Origin of the sequence: Brevundimonas sp. CEF1 (assembly GCF_051353055.1) — a bacterium.
Taxonomy (GTDB): Bacteria; Pseudomonadota; Alphaproteobacteria; order Caulobacterales; family Caulobacteraceae; genus Brevundimonas.
The window spans coordinates 2214283-2236744 of record NZ_CP195593.1 but is presented as its reverse complement, the minus strand read 5'-3'; the positions used below and the strand labels follow the sequence as shown (position 1 = coordinate 2236744).

Annotated in this window: 25 protein-coding genes; 7 read left to right on the top strand and 18 right to left on the bottom strand. The window is 67.1% G+C overall.

Annotated elements, in window-relative coordinates; genetic code table 11:
• Window positions 1-34: 34 nt before the first annotated feature.
• The 7 genes from ACR9FL_RS11515 to ACR9FL_RS11485 all read right to left on the bottom strand — a co-directional run bounded on the left by ACR9FL_RS11515 (window position 35) and on the right by ACR9FL_RS11485 (window position 7867).
• A complete protein-coding gene (locus tag ACR9FL_RS11515; RefSeq protein WP_436355677.1) occupies window positions 35-2332 on the bottom strand; it encodes a hypothetical protein in 2298 nt (765 codons plus the stop codon).
• A gap of 1 nt (window position 2333) precedes the next feature.
• Window positions 2334-2597: a hypothetical protein gene (locus ACR9FL_RS11510; protein WP_436355676.1), complete on the bottom strand. Its 264-nt coding sequence runs from the start codon at window positions 2595-2597 to the stop codon at window positions 2334-2336.
• A gap of 210 nt (window positions 2598-2807) precedes the next feature.
• Window positions 2808-3296, bottom strand: coding sequence for a hypothetical protein (locus ACR9FL_RS11505; RefSeq protein ID WP_436355675.1), 489 nt, complete (start codon window positions 3294-3296; stop codon window positions 2808-2810).
• On the bottom strand, window positions 3286-5532 hold the full coding sequence (locus ACR9FL_RS11500; protein WP_436355674.1) for a hypothetical protein: 2247 nt from the start codon (window positions 5530-5532) through the stop codon (window positions 3286-3288). The genes ACR9FL_RS11505 and ACR9FL_RS11500 overlap by 11 nt, the downstream gene beginning before the upstream one ends.
• Window positions 5533-5568: 36 nt before the next feature.
• Window positions 5569-6174 (bottom strand): hypothetical protein, encoded by a 606-nt coding sequence (locus ACR9FL_RS11495; protein ID WP_436355673.1) that lies wholly within the window; start codon window positions 6172-6174, stop codon window positions 5569-5571.
• Between the two features lie 119 nt (window positions 6175-6293).
• Complete coding sequence (locus tag ACR9FL_RS11490) at window positions 6294-6818, bottom strand: hypothetical protein (protein WP_436355672.1); 525 nt, start codon at window positions 6816-6818, stop codon at window positions 6294-6296.
• Between the two features lie 101 nt (window positions 6819-6919).
• Complete coding sequence (locus ACR9FL_RS11485) at window positions 6920-7867, bottom strand: phage capsid protein (RefSeq protein WP_436355671.1); 948 nt, start codon at window positions 7865-7867, stop codon at window positions 6920-6922.
• A 381-nt stretch (window positions 7868-8248) separates the two neighbouring features.
• On the opposite strand from ACR9FL_RS11485, the gene ACR9FL_RS11480 reads away from it, so the two are divergent.
• On the top strand, window positions 8249-8482 hold the full coding sequence (locus ACR9FL_RS11480; protein WP_436355670.1) for a hypothetical protein: 234 nt from the start codon (window positions 8249-8251) through the stop codon (window positions 8480-8482).
• A gap of 15 nt (window positions 8483-8497) precedes the next feature.
• Here the strand turns inward: ACR9FL_RS11480 and ACR9FL_RS11475 are convergent, their stop codons facing one another.
• Complete coding sequence (locus ACR9FL_RS11475; RefSeq protein WP_436355669.1) at window positions 8498-9106, bottom strand: hypothetical protein; 609 nt, start codon at window positions 9104-9106, stop codon at window positions 8498-8500.
• 154 nt (window positions 9107-9260) lie between these two features.
• Between ACR9FL_RS11475 and ACR9FL_RS11470 the strand changes: the two genes are divergently transcribed.
• Together ACR9FL_RS11470 and ACR9FL_RS11465 are read left to right on the top strand one after the other, a co-directional pair.
• Window positions 9261-10450, top strand: a protein-coding gene (locus tag ACR9FL_RS11470) for an IS3 family transposase (protein ID WP_134581407.1) whose coding sequence is annotated in 2 segments (ribosomal slippage) — window positions 9261-9513 and window positions 9513-10450 — 1191 coding nt in all. Because the reading frame shifts where the segments join, the coding sequence is not laid out codon by codon here.
• Between the two features lie 55 nt (window positions 10451-10505).
• On the top strand, window positions 10506-11345 hold the full coding sequence (locus ACR9FL_RS11465) for a hypothetical protein (protein WP_436355668.1): 840 nt from the start codon (window positions 10506-10508) through the stop codon (window positions 11343-11345).
• Between the two features lie 4 nt (window positions 11346-11349).
• Here ACR9FL_RS11465 and ACR9FL_RS11460 read toward each other — a convergent pair whose 3' ends face one another.
• Both ACR9FL_RS11460 and ACR9FL_RS11455 read right to left on the bottom strand, forming a co-directional pair.
• The gene (locus ACR9FL_RS11460) at window positions 11350-12633 is read right to left on the bottom strand and encodes a tyrosine-type recombinase/integrase (protein ID WP_436355667.1); all 1284 of its coding nucleotides are present in this window, start codon (window positions 12631-12633) and stop codon (window positions 11350-11352) included.
• 233 nt (window positions 12634-12866) lie between these two features.
• Entirely contained in the window at window positions 12867-13082 is a 216-nt protein-coding gene (locus ACR9FL_RS11455) for a hypothetical protein (RefSeq protein ID WP_436355666.1), read from the bottom strand.
• 78 nt (window positions 13083-13160) lie between these two features.
• Here ACR9FL_RS11455 and ACR9FL_RS11450 point away from each other — a divergent pair, with 78 nt between their 5' ends.
• Window positions 13161-13727 (top strand): hypothetical protein, encoded by a 567-nt coding sequence (locus ACR9FL_RS11450; RefSeq protein WP_296174272.1) that lies wholly within the window; start codon window positions 13161-13163, stop codon window positions 13725-13727.
• Here ACR9FL_RS11450 and tgt read toward each other — a convergent pair.
• From tgt to queA, 3 genes are all read right to left on the bottom strand, one after another.
• Window positions 13724-14839, bottom strand: coding sequence for a tRNA guanosine(34) transglycosylase Tgt (tgt, locus tag ACR9FL_RS11445; protein ID WP_436358150.1), 1116 nt, complete (start codon window positions 14837-14839; stop codon window positions 13724-13726). The genes ACR9FL_RS11450 and tgt overlap by 4 nt on opposite strands.
• A gap of 206 nt (window positions 14840-15045) precedes the next feature.
• Window positions 15046-15513: a hypothetical protein gene (locus ACR9FL_RS11440; RefSeq protein ID WP_436355665.1), complete on the bottom strand. Its 468-nt coding sequence runs from the start codon at window positions 15511-15513 to the stop codon at window positions 15046-15048.
• Window positions 15510-16601, bottom strand: coding sequence for a tRNA preQ1(34) S-adenosylmethionine ribosyltransferase-isomerase QueA (gene queA / locus ACR9FL_RS11435; RefSeq protein WP_296174276.1), 1092 nt, complete (start codon window positions 16599-16601; stop codon window positions 15510-15512). Before queA ends, ACR9FL_RS11440 begins: the two co-directional genes overlap by 4 nt.
• Here queA and ACR9FL_RS11430 point away from each other — a divergent pair.
• From ACR9FL_RS11430 to ACR9FL_RS11420, 3 genes are all read left to right on the top strand, one after another.
• Window positions 16600-17166, top strand: a complete 567-nt coding sequence (locus ACR9FL_RS11430) for a MaoC family dehydratase (protein WP_436355664.1) — start codon at window positions 16600-16602, stop codon at window positions 17164-17166. The genes queA and ACR9FL_RS11430 overlap by 2 nt on opposite strands.
• A 49-nt stretch (window positions 17167-17215) precedes the next feature.
• Window positions 17216-18886, top strand: a complete 1671-nt coding sequence (locus ACR9FL_RS11425; RefSeq protein ID WP_436355663.1) for a lysine--tRNA ligase — start codon at window positions 17216-17218, stop codon at window positions 18884-18886.
• A gap of 278 nt (window positions 18887-19164) precedes the next feature.
• A complete protein-coding gene (locus ACR9FL_RS11420; protein WP_292082416.1) occupies window positions 19165-19644 on the top strand; it encodes an SH3 domain-containing protein in 480 nt (159 codons plus the stop codon).
• 135 nt (window positions 19645-19779) lie between these two features.
• On the opposite strand, the gene ACR9FL_RS11415 is transcribed toward ACR9FL_RS11420, so the two are convergent.
• The 5 genes from ACR9FL_RS11415 to ACR9FL_RS11395 all read right to left on the bottom strand — a co-directional run bounded on the left by ACR9FL_RS11415 (window position 19780) and on the right by ACR9FL_RS11395 (window position 22327).
• On the bottom strand, window positions 19780-20415 hold the full coding sequence (locus tag ACR9FL_RS11415; protein WP_296174283.1) for a S24 family peptidase: 636 nt from the start codon (window positions 20413-20415) through the stop codon (window positions 19780-19782).
• Between the two features lie 39 nt (window positions 20416-20454).
• Window positions 20455-20889, bottom strand: a complete 435-nt coding sequence (locus ACR9FL_RS11410) for a hypothetical protein (RefSeq protein WP_436355662.1) — start codon at window positions 20887-20889, stop codon at window positions 20455-20457.
• A gap of 91 nt (window positions 20890-20980) precedes the next feature.
• On the bottom strand, window positions 20981-21328 hold the full coding sequence (locus ACR9FL_RS11405; protein ID WP_436355661.1) for a hypothetical protein: 348 nt from the start codon (window positions 21326-21328) through the stop codon (window positions 20981-20983).
• A gap of 112 nt (window positions 21329-21440) precedes the next feature.
• The gene (locus tag ACR9FL_RS11400; protein ID WP_436355660.1) at window positions 21441-21848 is read right to left on the bottom strand and encodes a PaaI family thioesterase; all 408 of its coding nucleotides are present in this window, start codon (window positions 21846-21848) and stop codon (window positions 21441-21443) included.
• Window positions 21845-22327 (bottom strand): PaaI family thioesterase, encoded by a 483-nt coding sequence (locus ACR9FL_RS11395; RefSeq protein ID WP_296174293.1) that lies wholly within the window; start codon window positions 22325-22327, stop codon window positions 21845-21847. The genes ACR9FL_RS11400 and ACR9FL_RS11395 overlap by 4 nt, the downstream gene beginning before the upstream one ends.
• Window positions 22328-22462 lie beyond the last annotated feature (135 nt).

Here is a 22462-nt window from a genome sequence, read left to right as displayed (position 1 = left end):
CAATCTGGCCGCGCCCGAATGGGGGGTGGACTGTCTACAGGCCCAGCGGCTGTGAGATGCTGTCGCGCAGCATCTGATCCCGTGTCGCTCGCGCCTCAATGGTCGCGGCTGACCACGGCATTTCCAGCGGCGTTCCGTTTTTCTGCACTAAAGGTTCCGGCCCCCTGCCTAGGTCGATCATGTAGATGATCCCCGTCTCGTCCGGCTTGGTGACCCAGTCACCCTGCTCGATCACGTCGCGCCACCGGCGTTGGCTTTGCTCTCTCGTGTAGCCCGGGGCCACGGGGGTCCTGAGCCCGGAAAGATCATTCTCCATCACACGCCGCAATCTGGCGTTCCCCGCCATTTCTACAGTGCGGACGCTGACCCCGGCGCTGCGAGGAACGGCGAAGGTTTTGCCGTAGGCCCAGTCGCCGATGATCGGATCGGCCGCGGCCTTGACCGCGTCGGCCACGTTCTCGCCGCGCGCCAGCGAGCCGAACGCCGCCGTGCGCACGGCCGCCTTGGTCGCGTCCAGCCCGACGCCGCTGGCCATCGTGCGCTCGTAGTCGCCCAGGACCGTCCGCATTTCGCGCTCGACCCTCTGTTTTTCGTCGCTCGTGGGCGTGGCCGCCAGACCGGCGGCATAGCGCTCCAGCACCTGCGGCTGGTCGGCGTAGTGCATCAGGGCGCCGGTCGCGCGCGGGGTCATGCCCGCCCGGCTCAATTCCACCATCACCCGGGCGCGATGCGGCCCGAAGGCGTCGGCGAACTGGGCCAGACGCCGGATATTGGCGCTGACGTCCACGCCGGGCGCGTCCAGCCCGGCCACCATGTCGCGGGCCGTGGCGCGATCGATCAGGCGGCGGTTGGCGTCGGCGATGCCCGCTTCGGCCTGGACGCTCAAAGCCCGCGCCGCATAGTCCTGGGCGGCGGCCGGCGTCGGGTTGGTCTTGACGTTGGCCCACGCGGCGGCGACGGCCGTCCGCATCCTGTCGGATCGCCCGGCGGGCGTCTGCGCCCAGGCGGCCGGGTCGGTTCCACGCAGCCCGAAGTCGGCGTCTTTCTCGCGTCGCACGGCCGCCAGGGCGTTGCGCGCGGCCTGGGTGGTGGCGAGGCCTTCCAGACGCTGAAGCTCCAGCTCGGCCTGGGCCGCGTCCATCTTCCGCATGTCCTGGATGAACGGACGCAGACGGACAGCCTCCTGCTGTTCCGCCAGCATGCCGACCAGCTCTTCGGGCTTCACCAGCCCGCGGGCCTCGGCGATGACGCTGTCGTCCGCTTCCTCGCCGCGTGCAATGGCCGCGAGGTTCTGAAGGTGGCGCGCTTGCGCGTTGGCGATGGCGAAGGCTTTCTCTTCGGTCATCACCGACTGGGCGTGTTTTACGCTGGCGCGCGCGGCTTCCAGCACGCTGGGCGGAAGCCCGTCGTAATGGCCCGCGGCGATGTCCGCTTCGACGGCATCGGCCTGACCGCCCTCGATGCGGGCTTCGAGCTGGGCGGCGCCAGCCTTCTGCATCCACTCCGTGATGAAAGCCGATCGCGCGGCATGGGGCAGGGAGGCGGCGATCTCGCCCAACTCGGCCGTGCCGTTCGCCAGCAGGGCCGGATCCCGGCGGACCCGGTTCACGAACTGGCTGGCGGCGGCTGTGCTGTTCTGGCGGGTCTGCAGTTCGGCGTTCGCCTCCTGCTCCCGCAGCGCGCCCATGACCAGCTGACCGCGCTGGCGCTCGAAGATGGCGGCGGCGCGCTGGCGGACAGCCGGCGGGTGGGGTTGGAGCATCTTCTCGACGAAGCCGTCCCACGCTGGCATCAGGGCGGCCGTCAGGTCCGCGCCCGAGCGCCGGATCTCGGCTTCGGTTTCCTGCCATTCAACCATGCCGTCCTGCACCAGGCGCTGGGCGGCGGCGTTTTCGTTGGCGTCGCGGTCAGAGGCGAAGCGCTCCGCCCGCATCTGGGACGCTGTCGCGGTGACGCGGGTCAGGGTCTGCTGGCGCAGGTCGGAAACCTGACGCCGCACAGCTTCGCGAACGCCGTCGGGTAGGTCCTCACGCGCCAGAAGCGGCGCGCTGTCGGCATCGAACAGCGCCATCTCGGCCGTGTCCTGTCCCGCAGTGCGACCGTCATAGGCCGCCCAGCGTTCGGCGGCGGCGGCGGTGTATTTGTTGGCGAACTCGCTGACGACGTGGCCGGCGATCTTGTCGTCCGCCGCGCGACGCGCCTCATCGAAACGCTCGACCTGTTTGGCGGCGCCCTGCAGCGCGCGGTCCAGGCTGCTGAAATCCAGCGCCTGGCCTGACGACATGGCGCCGTTGGGGCGCTGCATGTCCAGCGCCTGCGGTAGCTTGGCCATCTCAGCCGCCCTTCATCATCTGCGCGGCGATCTTGGCCGCATCGCCGCTGCGCCGGTTCTGGGCGTCGGATCCCATCTGACCCAGGACGGTGGACCCGGCGTCCACGAAGCTGGCGAACAGATCCAGGCTGCCCTGCCGCTTGGCCGTCGTGGCGTCGTTCAGCAGGGCCACGGATTGGCTAAGGCCGTTTCTGACCTGCTGGCGCGCGTTCGCGAGCCCCTGCCTCGCCAGATCGTCGATCACCGCCAGGGCCGAGCCCTGCAATCCCCCGCCGCCCGACGCCGCCGCCAGCGTGGCCGCCCGGGCGCCGACGCGGTCGCTGTCTTCCAGCGCGATCGAGGCCGCGACCCCGGCTTCCTGCCGCGCGTTCCTGGCCGCATTGGTCAGCGCGCGCGCGCGCCCGGGCCGCCTTCCTGGCCGCGAAGCCGCCCACGATCTTTCCGGCGGCCGCCAGGCCGGTCGCCAACATGCCGCTCATGCGAACACCCCTGCATAGAGAACATAGTCGTCGCCGCTGGGCCCCCAGCCGCGCATCACGCCTTCACGCGCCAGGCCCAGCGCCTCGGCGTAGCCGTGCGCGGCCCAGCCCAGGCCGGGCAGGGGGGCGGCATTGACCGCCATCTCCACCCGCCGCGCCTTCGTCTCGGCGATCATCAGCCGGAACGCCCGCGCCACCATGGCCCAGCCGCGCGGGCTCAGGTCCGAGGCGTAGAGCCAGCCGCTCCAACGGCCGTGCCCCAGGCCTTCCAGCCCGCCGCAGGCCAGCGGCCGGTCCCATTTCCCCGGCCCGGCCGTCAGGGTCCAGCACAGGCCGCCTGGCTGGTCGAGGCCCATCAGGGGATCGCCCGCCAGCGCCTGCTCGCGCGCAAAATCGGCCCGCGCCTGGATCCGCGTCGGGTCAGAGGGCGAGTAGCGACGCAGGGTCAGGCCGCAGCGGTGCGTCAGCTTGCCGTCAGTCGACATCGGCCAGCGCTCGCAGCGTGTGGATCACCATGTCGAAACCGCTGTCGGTCTGAATGAAGACGCGCCGCTCGGTCTCGGCTCCGCCCAAAACGGGCGTCGTCCAGACGGTCCGGCTGACGACCGGACCCCCAACGTCGCCCGGCGCGCGGTTCAATAGGCGGTCCGTGCCCGCGTCGCCTTCCAGCCCCGTGGTGCCGACCTCGGCGATGGCGGCTTCCAGCGTCACGGCGACCTTGGTGTAGCGCACCTTGCGCCCGGCCGTGGTGCCCGGCCCGGCGAACTCGGGCGGCAGGCCCTCGAACCGGCTCAGATAGGGCAGGCCGACCTGCATCCGCGCCGCCGTCACCGTCTCGGGCAGGGTCACCGCCCCGGCGGTGTCCACCGTGCGGTTGCGATATTCGCCCCAGCCTCGACCGGGGACCGAGGCAGCGGCTGCCTCGGTCCCCGCCATCACCGTCACGGCTTCGCCCTTCAGGTGATCCAATCCCGAGACCGCATTGACGGGCGATCCCGCGTAAACTTCAGCCGCGTCCAGGAACAGCTTGTCGGCCGGCTCCGCCATCCGCAGGATCATCCGCTGCGTCACGCCGTCCTTCTCGCGCCGCACGATCATGAAGAGGCGCGGACGCCCCCGATAGCCGGGCACGACGCAGCTGCTTTCCAGCACCATGCCGCCGCCCAAGGGTTCGTCATCGGTGGGCGTCTGGGTCGCCGCGACGCCGTGGCGGTTCCACCCTAGGACCTGCTGTTCGGCGTGATAGGTCATGCTGGCCTGTCCGCCGTCCGCCAGCTGCACCCACAACAGGTTGAGCGGCTGCTTCAGCCAGGTCAGCTCCACCATGCCCCGGCTGGCGATGTGCGAGGCCATGACGCTCAGGTCGCTGCGCGCCATGGACTGGTCCTGCTCCATGCGCGCCTCGCGCAGGGTCTCGCCCCCGGCCGCGACGAACAGGACCCCGCCAAAGGCGAGGGCGGGCATGACGTCGGCGCTGCCGAACTCGCCGATGGGCCGCGCGACGCATCCGGCGGGCGTGATCGGCTCGTCCAGCGACCCGCCCGAGACCACGAACTCGCCGTCCGTGGTGCCGATCATCAGGAAGGTGGACCCCGCCATCCACACGATGCGGTCGCGGTCGCCGCCGACGATCCGGCGCACCGCGTCGTCGTCCACCACCCGTCCGGTGCCGAGCCCCGCCGTGTAATCCAGGCCGCCCGGCGAGAAACCGGCGGTGCGGGTCAGGTCGATCACGTCCGGCTCGCCCAGATTGCCAGCCAGCGCCAGACGCTCCTCGCGCACGGCGGGGTTGGCGCTGGGCCAGCCGCGATAGTCGGAATAGGCCCCCTCGGCCCAGCTGCTCGTGCCGGTGTTCAGGCCGTCGGGCACGCCGCTCCAGGGCGTCACCGCGACCTGCGTCGGGCTGACGTAGGCGTCCACATAGACGTTGACCGCCCCGTCATGCAGATAGGTCCAGACGGCGCTGCCGTCCGACACCGCCCCCGCCGTATGCACCGGCGGCGTATTGCCCGCCTTGTTCGATCCGCCGGAATGGCCATAGACGCGGCCGTTCGACAGCCTCTGCGCCCCGCCGGGGATCGGATCTTCTTCCGGCTCCCAGCTCAGCACGCCCGGGTTGCCGTTGTTCTGGCGTAGCCGCCAGAAGCTGCCGACGTGGCCGGGCTGGAAGGTGGGCTTGCTGGCCGTCAGCGCTGTGCCGTTCAGGCTCAGGGTATGGGCGCCGTCGCCGTTTTCGGCGCGGAACGGGCCGTTGAAGATCGGCAGGCCGTCGAACGTCCAGCTGGTGTTCGAGGCCCGGCGCAGGATGCGCGGGCTCAGGTTGTTGCGGTGGGTCAGGAAGATGACGTCGCCGGACTGACGCGGCAGGATGCCGTCCAGCTGGTGCGCGCCGTAGGGGCTGGCGAACTCGACCTGAACGCCCCCGTTCATGACGGGCGCGCCGTTCACGGTCCAGACGCGCACGTAGGCGTCGCCGAACTCCAGCACCAGGGCGTCGCCGCTGTTGCGGCGGAAGGGGATCAGGCGGCTGCGCCGATCCGCGTGCTTGGGCAGGCCCACGAACCAGGTGCCGTTGCGGCGTCCGGTCGGGCCGACCACGCGACCGATCATGTTGTAGCCGAGGATGACGCCCTTGGAGAACTGCGCCAAGTCAGAGCGCGACCAGCCGTCCGGCCCCAGCTCGCCAACGTTGAAAGATTGCTGCCAGCCTGTCTGTCTCATGAGCGCAGACTGGCCGCGCCCCAATGGGGGGCGGACTTAAGCCGCGCTGGCCCTCAACGCCCCGACGCGGTCCACGAACATGGCCTCGTCCGCGCGGCTATCCTGCCCGTCGGTGCCCATGGCCGACAGCACGGCCTCGTCGGCGATCTTGCGCAGCTCCAGCGCCCGTTCGGTTGACCCCCCGATCGGCCGCGCCGCCCGCGCCGCGAGCTCGAACACCACGGCGTCGCGCACGTTCGCGTCCAGGGCGTCGGCGGCCCGGCGCATTACGCAGCTGACCCGGATCGGCCCGCCGGTCTTGGCGCGCAGGATGGGCTGGGTGGCGCCGTCGTCGCGGACCCAGACGCCGCGCTCCCAGCCGCTGGCCCGCTCCACCTCCCAGAACCGCAGCACCCCCGCCGGCGCCACATAGGCGGTCGGATACTTCCAGTTGCCGGGAACCAGGCCGGACGGCTCCAGCTCATGATAGTCGAGCGCGCAAAGCCAGCCATACTTGACCAGCACCGCGTCGATCGCGGGCTGAAGGTGCGGCAGGATCTTCACCAGGCGAGCGGGCGGCGGGTCCAGTTCCACGGACTGCACCGTGTCCTCGCCCAGCTGCACCAGGGCGCCGTTGACCAGAAGGGTGGCGGCTGCGCTCATTAGGGTATCTCCAGATGCGTCGAAGGCGAGAGGGGTTCAAATCCTCCCGCCTTCGGTTTCAACCCGTCCCGTCTGTGATTGAGCAGCACGGCCGGGACGGGGAAGGGATCAGCAGCCGCTTATTGCGGGCTGCCGTAAACGCGCCAGGACAGGGTTCCCGCCGTCGGATCTCCGCCCTTCAGGGTGGCGATCAGTTCGGCGCGGCCGCCATCGGACGCGGTGGCGTCCCGGGCTGCCTGGGCCGAGGCGTAACCGGCCAGTTGCCACAGGGGCTTGTGACGGTTGGTGATCGCCACCGACTTCAGCAGGGAAGCCGAACCGGCCGCCGTGGCGACGTCCTGGGCGTTGACCAGGCAGGCCACCGCCCCAGCCCCGCTGTTCGCCGTATTCGAGGCGACGCCGACATCCAGGGTGATGGCGGTGCCGAAGTCGTCGAACTCGATCGTCGACAGGGCGTCGAAGCGGGTGCTCCAGTCGACATAGCCCAGCGAGACCACGTCGTTCTGGGCGGCGTCGCCGGTCCAGTAGTCGCCCAGGATACGGGCGACGCGGCCGTTGTTGAAGAAGGGGTCCACCAGCGAGCCGGCCGCGCCGTTGGCGGCGGCATGGGCGGCTCCGAGGATTGCACCGATAAAGCGGGCCATGGGGTTCGTTCCTTGTCATCCTGCGGCCTCTCGGGTCCGCGCCGCCGCTCAGGGCGGGAAAGAAGGGTGGGCCGATCCGTCAGGACCGGCCCGGCTCAGGGTTAGGCCAGATCCTTGACTTCGATGCCGACCACGCCTTCGTCCCAGCCGCGCAGGGCGCCATGCTCGGTCTCATAGTAGGCGTAGGGGCGCATCGACTTGTCGCCGCGCTGGGTAATGGTCGCGGTGTGGATCTCGCGGGCGCGATACTTCATCGCCTGATCGACCCAGACGGGCAGGATGAACACGCCGGCGGCGCCCGCCTTCGGATTGACGTCCTCGTCGATGACGAACTCGAAGCCCAGGAAGCTGTTGATCTCGCCGCTCTCCAGACGGCGCACCGTCTGATAGTCGCCGCTGGTCACCGGGATGGTGGTCAGCAGTTGGCTGATGTCTTCCGATCGCACCGCGATTTTCAGCTTGGCGCCCGGCAGGACGCTCAGCACGCGGCCCTTACGGATCTGCGCGCGAGCGGTCAGCAGCTTGCCGAGCGTCAACGGCAGGTCGTTGCCGGCGGCGGGCAGGGCGGTGCCTTCCTGAGCGTGCAGATACTTGCGCGACTGAACGCCAATGACGCGGCCGCCCGGGAAGTTCAGGGTGTTCTCGCCGCTCTCGCCGATGCGAACGGAACCGAAGAAGCTGTCGCGGATCTTGCGGTCCATCGCACGCATCTTACCGGCGCGCATGGCCGCCATGACCTCGTTGGTCGGGTCCTGCAGCTGGTGGACCTTCTGAAGGCTCTCGATGAACTTGCCGTCGTGGAAGCTCTCGAACGCGCCGACGCGGCGGACCATGTCCACCAGGCCCTCGGGGCTGTCGGGCACGACGGTATCGACCTTCTTGGGGTCCGAGGTGCCGATGGTGTCGATGTTGAACAGCTTGCCCGGCTCGGAATAGCTCAGGTCGCTGTCCACGTGGGGCAGGTAAACGCTCTCGCGAACCTGCGGCACCATGTTCAGGTTGGCGCGGAAGCCGTCAACGTCGGCCTGGGTGATTTGGGAGTAGTCCATGGGCGCACGCCCTCCTGCATTCGATCAAGTGTTGGGTTTGATCGGCTGCAGTCTCAGCCCGGGGGCCGTGCGTGCCTGGCGATGCGCTCGCCTGTGGCGCCGCTTCCGGGCTCCGGCGCGTCAGGAACGCGGTCTCCGGCGGAAGGGAATATCTATGCGCTGAACTGATTTGGCGACCGGGTCAAGCGGCCAAAAGTTAAGGATCTTAGCGCTACGCCGCGAATCACTGTTATTCTTGGAATTGCCCGACGCCGTTGGAAGCGCCGGGCATTTTCATGAACCGCCCTTGGTCGGCGGCCGATGACATCAACAACACCTGGAGCTTACTCCAGTGACAGATTCGGTCAACGGCCAAGGGCAACCATATAAGGATATGGTAATATGGCTTCAGCCAAATACATGCACAAGATCGTCAAGCTCGACGCCGAGGCGTTTGATCATGTGATGACGCCTGGGGAACAGCCCGCTTGGTCGGGGATCTATGAATGCACGGTGTGCGGTGACGAGATCGCGGCGAACAAGGGAAATCCCTTGCCGCCGCAGAACCACCACCAGCATCAGCCGGGCTCCGGGCCGATCCGGTGGAAGTTGCTCGTTTTCGCTGTTCAGAAGTAACTAACGACGGCCTGGTCAGGTGATCTGATCGGGCCGTTTCTCTCCCCGCGCCTGCGCCAGCAGCCCGGCGCGCTCCTGCAGCACCGCACCATGCTGCGGATGCTTCTTGTCGTTCAGGGCCGCCATCTTGCCCTGATCGGCGTGGAAGGCGTTGATCGCGGCCTGAGCCGCCGCCGGGGTCAGTTGTTTGCCGCCGACCGCCGCCGATCCACCCTCGGGGCCTTCAGGCTCGGCCATCTTGCCGATGGCATGGGCTAGAATGCGAGACAGGGTCAGGTTGGCACCGACGGTTCGTTCCAGATCTGCCTGGGCCGCCTCGTCGATCTGTCCGCCTAGGGCGTCGCGCATTAGCTTGCCGATGGCCCGCCTGTTGCCTTCAGCCGCTGCGCCCCATTCCTTGTTCAGGGTGTCGGTGACGGTCTTCGTCTCGGCTTCGCGTTCAGCGATCTCTGCGGCCTCGGCCTGTTGGCCCAGGGTGTTCAGCGTCTCGATCACGGCCGCCATCTGGGCCGGCTGGAACTTGGCCTTGCCGCCCAGCTCGCGCAGCACGCCTTCCAGCGCCGGCGCATCCGCCGCCGCCTCGGGGGCCAGGGTGATCTGGTAGTCCTTCGGATCCTCGGGCACGCCCAGCGCCTTGTGGATCGGCGCCCAATCCTCGGGGGCCTGATCCTGCGGCTTGGCCGGGATCTTCAGCAGCTCGGCCGCCGTCGCGCCTGACGTGACCCCCTGAAACTCCTCCAGGAATAGCTAGAGTCCGCCCTAACGAAGGACGGACAGAATGAAGCGATCAAGGTTCACGGAAGAGCAGATCATCGGGATCCTGCGGGAGCAGGAAGCCGGAGTGACGACGGCGGAGGTGTGTAGGCGTCACGGGGTCAGCTCGGCGACCTTTTACAAATGGAAGGCCAAGTTCGGCGGGCTCGACGTGTCGGAGGCTCGGCGGCTGAAGACGCTTGAAGACGAGAACGCCCGGCTCAAGCGAATGTTGGCGGACGCGATGCTGGACAACGTGGCCCTGAAGGACCTGCTGGGAAAAAAGTGGTGACGCCCGCCGGCTGGCGCGAGGCGGCTGGTCATCTGCAAGCCGCCTACGAGATGAGCGAAAGGCGGGCGTGCCGTGTTCTGGGCGTCGATCGGACGAGCGTGCGCTATCAGGCGACGCGCCCGGACGACGGCGCCCTGCGCGACCGGCTGAGGGCCCTCGCCCAGGAGCGTCGCCGGTTCGGCTACCGCCGCCTGCACGTCCTGCTGCGGCGCGAGGGCCATGCGGTCAACAAGAAGCGGGTTCAGCGGATCTATCGTGAGGAACGGCTGACGGTGCGCCGGCGCGGCGGGCGGAAGCGAGCAATGGGCACGCGGAGACCGCTGGACCTGCCGCTGGTGGCCAACCAGCGCTGGTCGCTGGACTTCGTCTCTGACCAGATGACGGACGGGCGGCGCTTCCGCATCCTGACGGTGATCGACAACTGCACCCGCGAGTGCCTGGCGTTGGTGGCCGACACCTCGCTGTCGGGCGCTCGGGTGGTGCGAGAGTTGGACGCCGTCATCCGGCAGCGGGGCCGACCCGACACCATCGTCAGCGACAACGGCACGGAATACACCTCGAACGCCGTCCTGGCGTGGGCCGACGACACCGGCGTCGGCTGGCATTACATCGCGCCGGGCAAGCCCCAGCAGAACGGCTTCAATGAGAGCTTCAACGGGCGCCTGCGTGACGAGCTGCTGAACGAGACGCTGTTTCGATCCCTGCCGCACGCGCGCGCGGTGCTCGAGGCCTGGCGGCGTGACTACAACGAACGGCGACCGCACTCGAAGCTCGGCTGGCTGACGCCGCAGGCCTACGCGCAAGCCCTTGCTGGAAACGCCGGGCGGCCTGCTGCGCTGGTTGACGGCTGCGCAGGCCGCCCTATTGCCAACCCAACCAATCTCTACCCAGATCAACCTCGGACTCTTGTTATGGCTGGATGAGAAACGGGGGTCACGTCACACTCGTTCATAGCGCCATCGAATCAGGACGCCTCACGTGTCGGGACTAATCGAAGAAATACAAAGGGACGCGAGCGACGATAGCGTCCCCGTCTCTCAGCTGTTGCGTCGGATCAAGATCGCAGCCTCCAAGCTAAGGCTTCCGCAACTTGAAGAGTGGGTTCAGCACGAGTTGAATGGATACCCCAACGATGCGCCTCTACCCGAATACAGGGCGATTGGCGGCGTCCCGTTGGCTCATAGTGTGTTTCACGGATGGCGATTGCTAGCTCTTGGCCCAGATGAGCAAATGAACAAGATTGCATCCTTCAACTTGTTCTACGCCAGCATTTCGGAAGCTGAATCCAGCGCCGCTAGCACAGGCCAGATCATACTGAGCTACCCGGAATGGCTAGAGCGGTCGATGGTCCAGAACCTCAATGGCGTCGACAAGGTCGGTCTGTCAGTGGACCAAGGCAAGTTCAGAGCTGTGGTCAACGGTGTTCGCAACAGGGCGCTTGATTGGGCTCTCGCGATGGAAGCCGCTGGCGTGACGGGCGATGGAATGAGCTTTACGAATGAAGAGAGTAGGACAGCACAGAACGTGACCAACAATTTCTATGGCGACAACGCGCGCATCAATCAGCATTCGACGGACAACAGCACGAACACCGTGGTGCACGGAAATTTGTTCGGTGATCTGAAGGCGCGCATCTGCGCAGAGGTGAGCGACCCGACTGCTCGTGAGCCGCTGCTAGCAGCAGTGGAGGATATGGAAGCCCAGCAGGGCAAATCGGGGTTTGTGTCGGCCTACAGCAAGTTCATTGAGACTGCCGCAAACCACATGCAGATCGTTCAGCCATTCTTGGGGCCGCTCACAAATCTTTTAGCGGGTTAGTCAACTACGCGCGGCTCGGGACGACGTTGGCTCCCGCTGCCTTCATGGCGGCAACCCTCGCCTGAGCCTCGATCCAGTCACCGATCTTCTGCACCTCGGGCTGGAGCCATTCGAGGCGGGCGAGGTCGAGATAATTGCGGGCGGTGACGTCCTCCTGCGCAGGTTTGTGGCCGGTAAGGAGATCAGTCCTGAACTTCTCGATCAGGCACTCGCGCATGGCGATGTTCGTGAAGGTGCGGCGGAGGTCGTGCAGGCTCAGATGCTTGCCCGCCACCGCGCTGACCAGTTCCATCGGCGCACGCGCCTCGGTCACGTGGCCCGTCTTGCTCCAGGACGGGAAGACGTAAGGGTTGTCCTTCAACCGTGGTCGCCCCTTCAGCACCGCTACGGCCTGCGACGACAGCGGAAGCCATAAAGGGTCGCCCCGCTTACGCTCGTCCAGATGCCACCAGCAGTTTGAGGGGTCGTCATCGTCGATATTGACGCGATCCCACGTGAGGGTGGCTCCTTCATCCCGACGCGCCCCCGTCAGCAGCAGGAACAGGGTCAAGTCGATGCTGGCTAGGGCGTGGTGGTCTTTGGCGTCGGACCGGGCATTATTCAGCGCGTTCCAGACCTCTCCGATCCTCCGACGGTCGATGTAGCGGTCGGTACGCGACCCAAGAGGCGCCCAATGATCCTTGAGCACCTCGACCGGGTTCCGCTGGATCAGCGGCGTTCCGTCGCCGCGCCGGTACTGGCGACCTGCGAAGTTGAGCAGAATGCGCAACGTGACCATCGCGGCGTTGGCGCTGGCAGGAGCGGCTTTCTTCCCATCCAGTCCACCCTCCACAAGCGCCCGGTGGCGCTTGCGCACGTCGTCCTCGGTGATCTGGACGATGGGCTTGTCCTTCCAGGCCGCGAACACCTTGTCTACGTGCCGCTTGTACTCGGTCCTCGTGCTCGCCTTTAGCCTGCCTGGCCGGGAGACATAGGCCTCGCATACCTCCCCCAGCGTCACGCTCATCGCCTCGTCGGCCTTCTTGACGTCCCGAGGGTCGATGCCCTCTCGCATCCCCTGCAGGATGCTCTGGGCCCGTTTCCGGGCTTTGTCCTCGGGGTACAGCCCGTATCGGCCGATCGTCACGATGACCGATTTACCGCGCACGCGCCCCTGGGCGATGAAGCTCCGCACGCCCCCGGCAGTGACCCGCAAGCCGTAGCCCGCGACCTTGTCATCCCAGTGCATGGCAAAGCCCTTCTCGGGCGGTTTCACCTCATCGATGTAGGTCTTGGTTAGCTTCACCATTCCGGTCCCTCGCACCCAAAAGCTAGCACAATGCTAGCAAGTTGCGGGCAGCATGGACAAAGAACGTCAAATTTACAACGGCTCAACTATCTGATTTTAAATAGCTTCTTAAGCTAGAACAAACTGAGACAAGCTAACGGGGAGGGCGCTTGCCAAACTTTTAATCAGAGGGTCCTCGGTTCGAGCCCGAGGGGGCGTACCATCTCCCTTCTCTCCAAATGGAAAATCGCCGCCTAGGGCTTATGCTCGTCCTGATGTTTGTCGCGCAGGCTGTCCTCGAGACGCGTTAGCTTTTTGTCCAGCAAGGTGACGTGGCGGGGTTTGACGCCGCGCCGGTGAAGCAAGCCGCTGATCTGCCAGGCCAGAATCGCGAAGACGGCCAGAACCGCGACGGCGATGATGAAATCCATGGGGGTCAGGGCGAAGCCCGCATTGTCGTTGATGCTCATGACTGGAGCCTAACCTCCCGGTCGTGGCGTACAAGCATACGGCTTGGCTTGGGCGGCGGGCTCGTGATCTAAGGGGGCATGCGTTCTCTTGCTCTTTCCGTCGTCGCCGCGTCCTTGATCCTGGCTGGCTGCAACGCTGGCGCCTCGGCGCGCGGCGGGGCCGAACAGGTGGGGGCCGGGTTGGGCGATGCGGTGACGGCGCCGCTGGACGACCTGAATCTGCGTCGCCAGATGATCCCGACGATCCTGCTGCAGGCCGAGAGCAATCCCTATGACCTGCGCAACCTGAATCACTGCCGCACCATCGCCGCCGAGATCGCACGTCTGGACGAGGCCCTGGGGCCGGACACGGACGCGCCGCCGTCGCAGGACGGCTCCTATATGAGCGAGCGGGCGGCGGATGCGGCGGCGGGGGCCACGCTGGACGCCGTGCGCGGGGCCGTGACTGACTTCATTCCCGCCCGCAGCTGGGTGCGCCGCCTGAGCGGCGCCGAGGCGCACAGCAAGCATGTGCAGTCGGCCATCCAGGCGGGTCTGCGCCGCCGGTCCTTCCTGAAGGGCGTGGGGATGCAGCGCAACTGCGCCCCGCCGGCGGCCCCGGCGGGGTTCGTGCCGCGCCCGACCCGTGGTCAGACGCGCAACTAGGTCTTCAGGTGACGGGCGCGGAAGTCGCGCCGGAACTGCTCGAAGCGGCCTTCGCTGATGGCCTCGCGCATGGCGGCGGTCAGGGCCTGGAAGAAGGCGATGTTGTGCCAGCTCAGCAGGATCTTGCCGAGGATTTCATCGGCGCGGATCAGGTGATGCAGGTAAGCCTTTGAATAGTCTTGCGAGGCCGGGCAGGGCACGCCCATGTCCAGCGGGTCCTGATCTTCGGCGAAGCGGGCGTTCTTGATGTTGATCGGCCCGTCCCAGGTCCAGGCCTGACCGTGGCGCCCGGCGCGGGTGGGCAGGACGCAGTCGAACATGTCGACGCCGCGCCAGACCGCCTCGACCAGATCAATCGGCTTGCCGACGCCCATCAGATAGCGGGGGCGGTCCTTGGGCAGGAACTCGGGGGCGAAGTCCAGAACCTCGCACATGGCCTCATGGCCCTCGCCGACGGCCAGACCGCCGATGGCGTAGCCGTCGAAGCCGATCTCTTGCAGGCGTTCGGAGGATTCGCGGCGCAGGTTCTCATAGGTCGAGCCCTGCTGGATGCCGAACAGGGCCTGTGTGTCGCGGGCGCCGAAGGCGTTCTTGGAGCGCTGCGCCCAGCGGGCCGACAGCTCCATGCCCTGACGGGCGCGCTTTTCCTCGGCGGGCCAGGCGACGCATTCATCCAACTGCATGACGATGTCGGAGCCCAGGCGGTCGGCCTGAATCTGGATCGAGCGTTCCGGCGTCAGGACGTGTTTCGACCCGTCGATGTGGCTGGAGAAGGTCACGGCCTCCTCGGTCAGCTTGGAAATGCCCGACAGGCTCATGACCTGGAAGCCGCCCGAGTCGGTCAGGATCGGCTTGTCCCAACGCATGAAGTTGTGCAGCCCGCCGAGGCGCTCCATCCGCTCCGGGCCGGGGCGCAGCATCAGGTGATAGGTGTTGCCCAGAAGGATGTCCGCGCCGGTCTGCTTGACCTGATCCACCGTCATCGCCTTGACTGTGGCGGCGGTGCCGACGGGCATGAAGGCTGGGGTGCGGATGTCGCCCCGCGTGGTCTTCAGCACCCCGGTGCGGGCGCGGCCTTCGGTGGCGGAAATTTCAAACGGGAAGGGCAACAGTTAACTCCGCTCATCCCCGCGGAGGCGGGGACCCAGGCTTTAGCCACGCCCATGCGGCTGGCTTGTGGCTCTCAAGCATATGGGGGTCCGCCCTGTCACCCCCGACATCGTCATCCCGGCCTTGAGCCGGGATCGCGGCAGGCGTCGCGTCTTGGGCGGTCCCGGATAATGGCTTCGCCATTTCCGGGATGACGAGCGAACTAGGGCTAACGCAGGCTTTCCAGCATTTCGGCGCGTTGCAGGTCCTTGGGCCGGCCGAACAGGCGGCAGGTCTCGATCTGCTCGGTGATCGAGGGCGTGAAGACGGTGAAGTCCTCCAGCGCGATCGGCACGCGGGTCGAGAAGGTCACCGGAACCCAGTCGCCGCCCGCGCGGACGTCCATGTTGGCCATGACGTCCAGCGGAACCGGCGTGGTCAGGATCTGGCCGAAGACCTGCGAACGGAACAGGCCCTCGCCGGGATCGGGCGTGACCTGGCCGTGCAGGGCCTCGATCAGACGACGCGCGTCACGCGGACTGCACAGGATGTCGATGTCGGGCGCGCGCCAGTCCTGCAGCCCCCACAGCACCATGGCCGCCCCGCCGAAGATCCACCACGGGTCCTGCATCTCGCTCGCCGCCGAGGCGAGGATGTCCAGAGAGGCGGCGAAATCGTCGGGCAGGTCTTCGGTCATGCGTCCTTCCTGAACAGCAGGCTCCCGTCGCCATAGGAATAGAAACGATAGCCGCTGTCGATGGCGTGGGCGTAGGCGGCGCGCATGGTCTCCAGCCCGGCGAAGGCGCTGACCAGCATGAAGAGGGTCGATTTCGGCAGGTGGAAGTTGGTCATCAGCACGTCGCAGGCGCGGAAGCGGTAGCCGGGCGTGATGAAGATAGCCGTGTCGCCGTGGAAGGGCTGGACCACCCCGTCCTCGGTCGTGGCGCTTTCCAGCAGGCGAAGCGAGGTGGTGCCGACGCAGACGATGCGGCCGCCGGCGGCGCGGACGGCGTTCAGGGCGGCGGCGGTCTCGGGCGAGACCTCGCCCCACTCGGAGTGCATCTTGTGGTCGGCGGTGTCGTCGGCCTTGACCGGCAGGAAGGTGCCGGCGCCGACGTGCAGGGTCACGGCGTGGGTGCTGACGCCGCGCGCGGTTAGGGCCTCCAGCAGGGTGGGGGTGAAGTGCAGTCCCGCCGTGGGCGCGGCAACGGAGCCGTCGTAGGTCGCAAAGACCGTCTGATAGTCCTTCAGGTCGCGGTCGTCCTCGGGCCGCTTGGCCGCGATATAGGGGGGCAGGGGCATGACTCCGACGTCGCGGATGGCGTCGTCCAGCGCCGGCCCGGTCAGGTCGAAGCGCAGGGTGATCAGGCCGTCTTCGTCCTTGGCCTCGACGGTGGCGTCGAGGCGGCCCAGTTCGCAGGCGCCGTCGGCCTCGCGCCCGAAGCGCACCCGGTCTCCGGCTTTCAGCCGCTTGCCCGGCTTCATGAAGGCGGACCAGACATCGGGGGCGTCGCGGTGGTGCAAGGTGGCCTCGACCTCGACGGTCAGGGTCTCGCCTTCCGGTCCGATCCGCTGGCGCACGCCCGAGAGGCGGGCCGGGATCACCCGCGTATCATTGAACACCAGGGCGTCGCCCGGTTGCAGGAAGTCTGGCAGGTCGCGGACGATCCGGTCGTCCAGCGCGCCGTCCTTGACCAGCAGCAGGCGCGCGGAATCGCGCGGCTCGGCGGGGCGCAGCGCGATGCAGTCATCGGGCAGGTCGAAGTCGAAATCGGATGTCAGCATGAGGACGGGCAAAGGCCATGCCCGCGCCGCCGGGTCAAGGCGCACGGCGGTTGGCCCCGCCGCACGAAGCGACTATCTGACCTGCAGTTCGCATGAGGAAGACGACATGGCTGATCGCTATCTGGACGACCTGAGCGTTGGCGAGAGCTGGACGGGCGAGCCCTTCACCATCACCGAGGCCGAAATCATCGCCTTCGCGCAGCAGTTCGACCCTCAGCCCATGCACGTGGACAAGGCGGCGGCCGAGGCGGGACGCTTCGGCGGTCTGATCGCCAGCGGCTGGCACGTCTGCTCGCGTGTGATGCGCCAGTTCGTGGACGAGGCCTATTTCGGGCAGACGCCGCTGCTGGGCATGAACGTCGACGCCCTGTGGTGGGTGCGGCCTGTGCGGCCGGGCGACACCCTGACCGTCCGCCGCGAGATTATGGAAATCCGCCCTTCCAAGAGCCAGCCCGATCGCGGCGTGGTCCGCACCAAGACCTGGGTGACCAATCAGGACGGCGACCTGGCCATGAGTTTCGAGAACCAGATGCAGTTGCCACGGAACGCCGCGGCAAGGCTCTGATCCGCCCGCTGCGGTTGACCGCGGGCGTTCAAGGCTGCAAAGCCCGTGGATGCTTCAGAACCTTGAAACCCTGTCCCGTGAGGCCCGTTCGTGGCCGTTTGAGCAAGCGCGCAACCTGCTGGCCCACGTGCTCAAAAAACGGCTTTCGGATGCGGAGCGCGATGCGGCGAAACTGCTGATCGACGCGGGCAAGACGGACGAGGCTCTGGCGACCTTCGAGGCCCTGAACCGGCCGGTGATCCTGGAGACGGGTTACGGTCCGTCGGGCCTGCCGCACATGGGCACCTTTGGCGAAGTCGCCCGCACGACCATGGTGCGTAACGCGTTCCGCGCCCTGACCGGCGACCACTGGCGCACGCGTCTGATCGCCTTCAGCGACGACATGGACGGCCTGCGCAAGGTGCCGGAAGGCGTGCCCAACCCGGAGATGCTGCGCGAGGACCTGCACCTGCCGCTGACCAAGGTGCGCGACCCGTTCGGCACGCATGACAGCTTTGGCGCGCACAACAACGCCCGTCTGCGCGCCTTCCTCGACAGCTTCGGCTTCGACTACGAGTTCATGTCCTCGACCGAGACCTATCGGTCGGGCCGGTTCGACGCGACCCTGCTGACCCTGTTGGAACGCTTCGACAAGGTCATGGGCATCATGCTGCCGACCCTGGGCGAAGAGCGCCGCGCCACCTATTCGCCCTTCCTGCCGATCAGCCCGATCACCGGCCATGTGCTGCAGGTGCCGACGCTGGAGCGCAACGTCGAGCGCGGCACCATCGTGTTTGACGACCCTGCGGGCGGGCGCACCGAGGTTCCCGTCACCGGCGGCCATGTGAAGCTGCAGTGGAAGCCCGACTGGGCCATGCGCTGGACCGCGCTGGACGTCGACTACGAGATGTCGGGCAAGGACCTGATCGAGAGCGTGCGCGAGAGCGGCAAGATCTGTCGCGCCCTGGGCGGCACGGCGCCGGAAGGCTTCAACTACGAGCTCTTCCTCGACGTCGAAGGCAAGAAGATCTCCAAGTCGAAGGGCAACGGCCTGACGATGGACGAGTGGCTGCGCTACGGCACGCCCGAGAGCTTGAGCTGGTACATGTTCCAGTCGCCGAAGTCGGCCAAGAGCCTGCACTTCAACGTCATCCCGCGCGCGACGGACGACTATCTGTCCTTCATCGAGCAGTACAAGACGCAGGAACCGGCCAAGCAGATCGACAACGCGGTCTGGCACATCCACTCGGGCCAGCCGCCTGAGAGCGCCTCGCCGGTGTCCTTCGCCCTGCTGCTGAACCTGGTGGGGGTGGCCAACGCCTCCAGCAAGGACCAGTTGTGGGCCTATTTCGCCAAATACCTGCCGGACGCCACGCCGACGAGCGAGCCCGTGCTGGACCGGCTGATGGGCTATGCGCTGAACTACTACGAGGACTTCGTGAAGCCCTCGAAGACCTATCGTCTGCCCGACGACAAGGAGAAGGCGGCGCTGCTGGACCTGGCGGAGCGTCTGAAGGCCCTGCCGGCCGACACGACCGACGGTGAGGTCATCCAGGGCGAGGTCTACGCCGTGGGCAAGGCGCATGAGTTCGAGCCGCTGCGGGCCTGGTTCCAGGCGCTCTACGAGGTGCTGCTGGGCGCCTCGCAGGGGCCGCGCTTCGGGTCGTTCGCGGCCATCTATGGTCTGCCCCAGACCATCGCCCTGATCGAAGCGGGCGCGAACGGCGAACTGGCCGCCTAAGCAGCGTCATCCCGGCCGTAGCGCTCGCGCAGCGAGGGCGGAGAGCCGGGACCGCCCAAGACGCTGAGGGCGGCGCTTCCTGCGGTCCCGGATAACGGCTGCGCCGTTTCCGGGATGACGGGGTGAATGGGCCTCAAGTAGCCCGAAGGGCGGTAGGCCTACAGGAATGTGCGGTAGGTCCCTCATAAAGATGAACCGAAAATAACGGCGCGACGGGGGGAGCCTTCAGCTTCGCCGGGGCATTGTCTCCCCACGACACTCGATGACAGGAGAGAGACATGTCGAAGTTCTTCAAGGCGGGTCTGGCCGCCACCGCTATGTTCGCCGCTCTGGGTTCGGCCGCCGTGCCGATGACCGCCAGCGCCATGCCGCAAGCCAATGGCGTCACCAACTGTGACGCGCCGGGCGGCCGTCAGCGCGCCGGCGCCGCCATCGGCGCCGTGCTGGGCGGCCTGGCCGGCAGCCAGGTGTCCAAGAACGAGCGCGCCCTCGGCGCCGTGGTCGGCGCGGGCGCCGGCGCCGCCGCCGGTTCCTATATCGGCTGCAACCAGCAGCGCGCGCGTTCGGCCAATCAGGCGGCCGCCAACTCGTACCGCGCCACCTCGAACCTGCGCATCCGCACGGGTCCGGGCACCAACTATCGCCAAACCGGCAGCCTGTCGGCCGGCCAGCCCTTCACGGCTGTCGGTTCGCAAGGCGAGTGGGTTCAGATCGCCGGCGGCGGCTGGGTGAACGCCCACCACGTCGCGCCGAACTAGGCGACTGACAGTCTGAATGGAGAGAGCCGTCCCGATGGGGCGGCTCTTTTCTTTTTTGTGCGCTATCGGCCGTTCGGCCTGCTTGAGCGGCTTTCTTGGTGCGCTACCGGCTAGCGGCTTGCTTGAGCGCAGCGGCTACTGGCTGACCCAGAGGATGCGGGCCATCCACAGAATGTCGCGACGGGGCAGGGCGCGGGGCGGATAGGCGGGGTTGATCGAGGTCAGGGTGACCTCGCGCGCGTTCATGGCCGCGATCTCCTTGGCCAGGGTCTCGCCCGAGGCGGTGCGCACCGCCACGCGGTCGCCGCGCCGCACGTCAGACGCTTCCAGGTCCACGATCACCCGGTCGCCCGGGCGATAGAGGGGCGTCATGGAATCGCCGTCGATGGTGAGGCTGATCAGGCTGTCCTTGCGGGTCGGCAGGTCGGTCTGGTCCCAGCCCTCGGCCAGAGGCAGGCCGGCGTCGTCGAAGAAGCCGTCGGCCCCCGCGCGGGCCAGGCCCAGCAGGGGGATGGAGCGGTCTTCAGCGGGTGCATCGTCGGCCAGGGCGGCGAAGGCGCCGAGGGAGATTCCGGTCGCCTCCAGCACGCGGGTCAGGCTTTCGGTCGAGGGCCAGCGCGGACGCGGCGGCTCGCCGGGGCCGAAGCGCTTGGAGGGATTGAAGCTGGTGGCGTCCAGGCCCGCGCGGCGCGCCAGACCCGATGGAGACGTGCCTTCGCGACGGGCCAGGGCGTCCAGGGCCTTCCAGAGCTTGGCGTGGGAGAGGGGCATGGCCCCTGAAGCCTATCGCAAGGCGATAGGAATATCCACCTAGTCGGCGTCGGCCCCGATGGCGCGGCGCTCCTGCCAGGCCCAGAAGGTGCCAATGGCGATCGCCAGCATGATGCCATAGCCGGTCATGTTGACCACGGTATAGAAGGCCGAGATCGGCGTGCGCAGGTTCAGCATGACCATGACGTGGCTGGTGACGACCAGCAGTTGAAGCGCGCAGGCCCAGACCGGCCAGGATCGCGGCGCCTTCCAGACCATGGCGATGAAGACCAGCAGCATGGCCACGTCGATGGCGAACATGGCCCATTGAACACCGAACAGGCCAGCGTTGCTCTGGACCATGAGTGAGGCGAACCAGCCAAAGAGAAAGGTGCCGGCGCCGATCTTCTCGGGCTGTCCTCCCTTGATGAAGGCGAACAGACCAACCGCCACCACAAAGGCGGCGCCGACCAAAGCTGGCCACGTCTCAAACATGAAGCGCCCCCACCGTCATGATGACAATGGGGGCGAACATAATACAAAGTCGCTAGGAACCGGAGAGCCGATCCCCAAGGTTACGGGAATTTCACGCGACGCGCAGGTGGTCGTTCTTGCGCGTCATCGGACGGTCGTCCCACTCTTCCGGCTTGTTGACCGGACCAACGGCGTAGGTGCCGTAGCCGAGGCGACGGTGATCCTTTTGCAGTTCGGCATGGCAGGCCACCACGGCGTCGCGGGCGGTGCTGAGCGCCACGATGGCTTCGACGGCCTTCGCTTGCGAACCAGCGGCGGACACCGGCGAAAGCGACAGAGCGGCGCGAGCGCCGATCATGGCCTGAACCAGGGTGGTGGCGTGGGTGATGGCGTCATCCACCGCTTTTTCGGTGGCGTACAGTTCGCCGGCGACGCCAGCGATCACTTCAGTGCGGTCCATGACTTTACCCCTCAATAAAGAAATACCGTCATTTCTTAACGCGTATTAAGGGTGTTTGATAGAGGTTTATTTACCAAGGGTTACATTCAACCTTGAGTGTATACGAACTCTCTCAGGTTGAATCGTCGTCTCCGTCGAGCAGGAAGTGGGCGGTCAGGGCGGCGATGGGCTGGTCACGGCCTTGCTGCCAGGCTTCGACGGTGACGTGGGCGACGCGTCGGCCGGCCTTGTTGATTCGCGCCTGGGCGAAGACGTCCGTCGGACGACCCGAGCGCAGATAGGCCACGGTGACATTGATCGGGCGGGGCAAGCGCAGGCGGGGATAGCTGAGCGAGACCTGGGCTACGGCCGTCATTTCCAGCAGGGCGGCGGTCGATCCGCCGTGCAGGGCCGGCAGCATGGGGTTGCCGATCAGGCGGTCGGCGAAGGGCATGACGACCGTCAGTTCGTCGCCGTTCAGCTGAGTCTTCAGGCCGAGGAAGCGGGCGTAGGGCAGGCTGTCGAGCAGGGGGGCGGTCATGCGGCGTCTCCGGCGCCGGGCTTGACGCGCAGGTTGGCGCCGGCGCGGTGGTCGCCCTCGGCGCTGATGACATAGGCGGATTGGGCGGCGGCGACGGGATCGGCGGGGTCGTCCTCGAAGGCCCAGGCGCGGACGAAGCCGATGCTGCGCGTCAGGCGATAGCAGCGCGCCTCGGCGATCAGATCCCGACCGGGGATGGCGGCGCGCATGTAGTCGACGCGGAGGTCCAGTGTGGCGATCGGCTGATAGGTCTTCAGTCCGACCCAGACCGCCAGCCCCCCGACGTGATCCAGCAGGGTCGTGACCAGCCCGCCGGCCAGGACGCCGGTCTCGGGATCGCCGACCAGATCGTCGCGATAGGGAACCCTGAGGCGAACCCGGTCGCCGTCGAGCCCCTCATACTGAAACCCCAGGGCGTGGGTGTGCGCCGCACCCGAGGCGAGTTGCGGCAGCAGGGTGGTCAGGAACTGATCCGTCATCAAGACGTCCTTTGGCTAAGGGCCGTCTGCGGTCGCTCAGATCGCCGCAGCGCCCGCCTTTGGTGGCGCGCGCCGTGAGGGCTGTCCATAGCGCAAAGGCCGCCTCGACCAGTCGGGCGGCGTGACGCGTCGAAG

What these genes read in the sequence shown, in the direction of transcription:
- ACR9FL_RS11515 (WP_436355677.1), bottom strand. Translation starts at nt 2,332, where the DNA reads ATGGCCAAGCTACCGCAGGCGCTGGACATGCAGCGCCCCAACGGCGCC.
- ACR9FL_RS11505 (WP_436355675.1), bottom strand. Translation starts at nt 3,296, where the DNA reads ATGTCGACTGACGGCAAGCTGACGCACCGCTGCGGCCTGACCCTGCGT.
- ACR9FL_RS11500 (WP_436355674.1), bottom strand. Translation starts at nt 5,532, where the DNA reads ATGAGACAGACAGGCTGGCAGCAATCTTTCAACGTTGGCGAGCTGGGG.
- ACR9FL_RS11495 (WP_436355673.1), bottom strand. Translation starts at nt 6,174, where the DNA reads ATGAGCGCAGCCGCCACCCTTCTGGTCAACGGCGCCCTGGTGCAGCTG.
- ACR9FL_RS11490 (WP_436355672.1), bottom strand. Translation starts at nt 6,818, where the DNA reads ATGGCCCGCTTTATCGGTGCAATCCTCGGAGCCGCCCATGCCGCCGCC.
- ACR9FL_RS11485 (WP_436355671.1), bottom strand. Translation starts at nt 7,867, where the DNA reads ATGGACTACTCCCAAATCACCCAGGCCGACGTTGACGGCTTCCGCGCC.
- ACR9FL_RS11480 (WP_436355670.1), top strand. Translation starts at nt 8,249, where the DNA reads ATGGCTTCAGCCAAATACATGCACAAGATCGTCAAGCTCGACGCCGAG.
- ACR9FL_RS11460 (WP_436355667.1), bottom strand. Translation starts at nt 12,633, where the DNA reads ATGGTGAAGCTAACCAAGACCTACATCGATGAGGTGAAACCGCCCGAG.
- ACR9FL_RS11455 (WP_436355666.1), bottom strand. Translation starts at nt 13,082, where the DNA reads ATGAGCATCAACGACAATGCGGGCTTCGCCCTGACCCCCATGGATTTC.
- ACR9FL_RS11450 (WP_296174272.1), top strand. Translation starts at nt 13,161, where the DNA reads ATGCGTTCTCTTGCTCTTTCCGTCGTCGCCGCGTCCTTGATCCTGGCT.
- ACR9FL_RS11440 (WP_436355665.1), bottom strand. Translation starts at nt 15,513, where the DNA reads ATGACCGAAGACCTGCCCGACGATTTCGCCGCCTCTCTGGACATCCTC.
- ACR9FL_RS11430 (WP_436355664.1), top strand. Translation starts at nt 16,600, where the DNA reads ATGAGGACGGGCAAAGGCCATGCCCGCGCCGCCGGGTCAAGGCGCACG.
- queA (WP_296174276.1), bottom strand. Translation starts at nt 16,601, where the DNA reads ATGCTGACATCCGATTTCGACTTCGACCTGCCCGATGACTGCATCGCG.
- ACR9FL_RS11425 (WP_436355663.1), top strand. Translation starts at nt 17,216, where the DNA reads ATGCTTCAGAACCTTGAAACCCTGTCCCGTGAGGCCCGTTCGTGGCCG.
- ACR9FL_RS11420 (WP_292082416.1), top strand. Translation starts at nt 19,165, where the DNA reads ATGTCGAAGTTCTTCAAGGCGGGTCTGGCCGCCACCGCTATGTTCGCC.
- ACR9FL_RS11415 (WP_296174283.1), bottom strand. Translation starts at nt 20,415, where the DNA reads ATGCCCCTCTCCCACGCCAAGCTCTGGAAGGCCCTGGACGCCCTGGCC.
- ACR9FL_RS11410 (WP_436355662.1), bottom strand. Translation starts at nt 20,889, where the DNA reads ATGTTTGAGACGTGGCCAGCTTTGGTCGGCGCCGCCTTTGTGGTGGCG.
- ACR9FL_RS11405 (WP_436355661.1), bottom strand. Translation starts at nt 21,328, where the DNA reads ATGGACCGCACTGAAGTGATCGCTGGCGTCGCCGGCGAACTGTACGCC.
- ACR9FL_RS11400 (WP_436355660.1), bottom strand. Translation starts at nt 21,848, where the DNA reads ATGACCGCCCCCCTGCTCGACAGCCTGCCCTACGCCCGCTTCCTCGGC.
- ACR9FL_RS11395 (WP_296174293.1), bottom strand. Translation starts at nt 22,327, where the DNA reads ATGACGGATCAGTTCCTGACCACCCTGCTGCCGCAACTCGCCTCGGGT.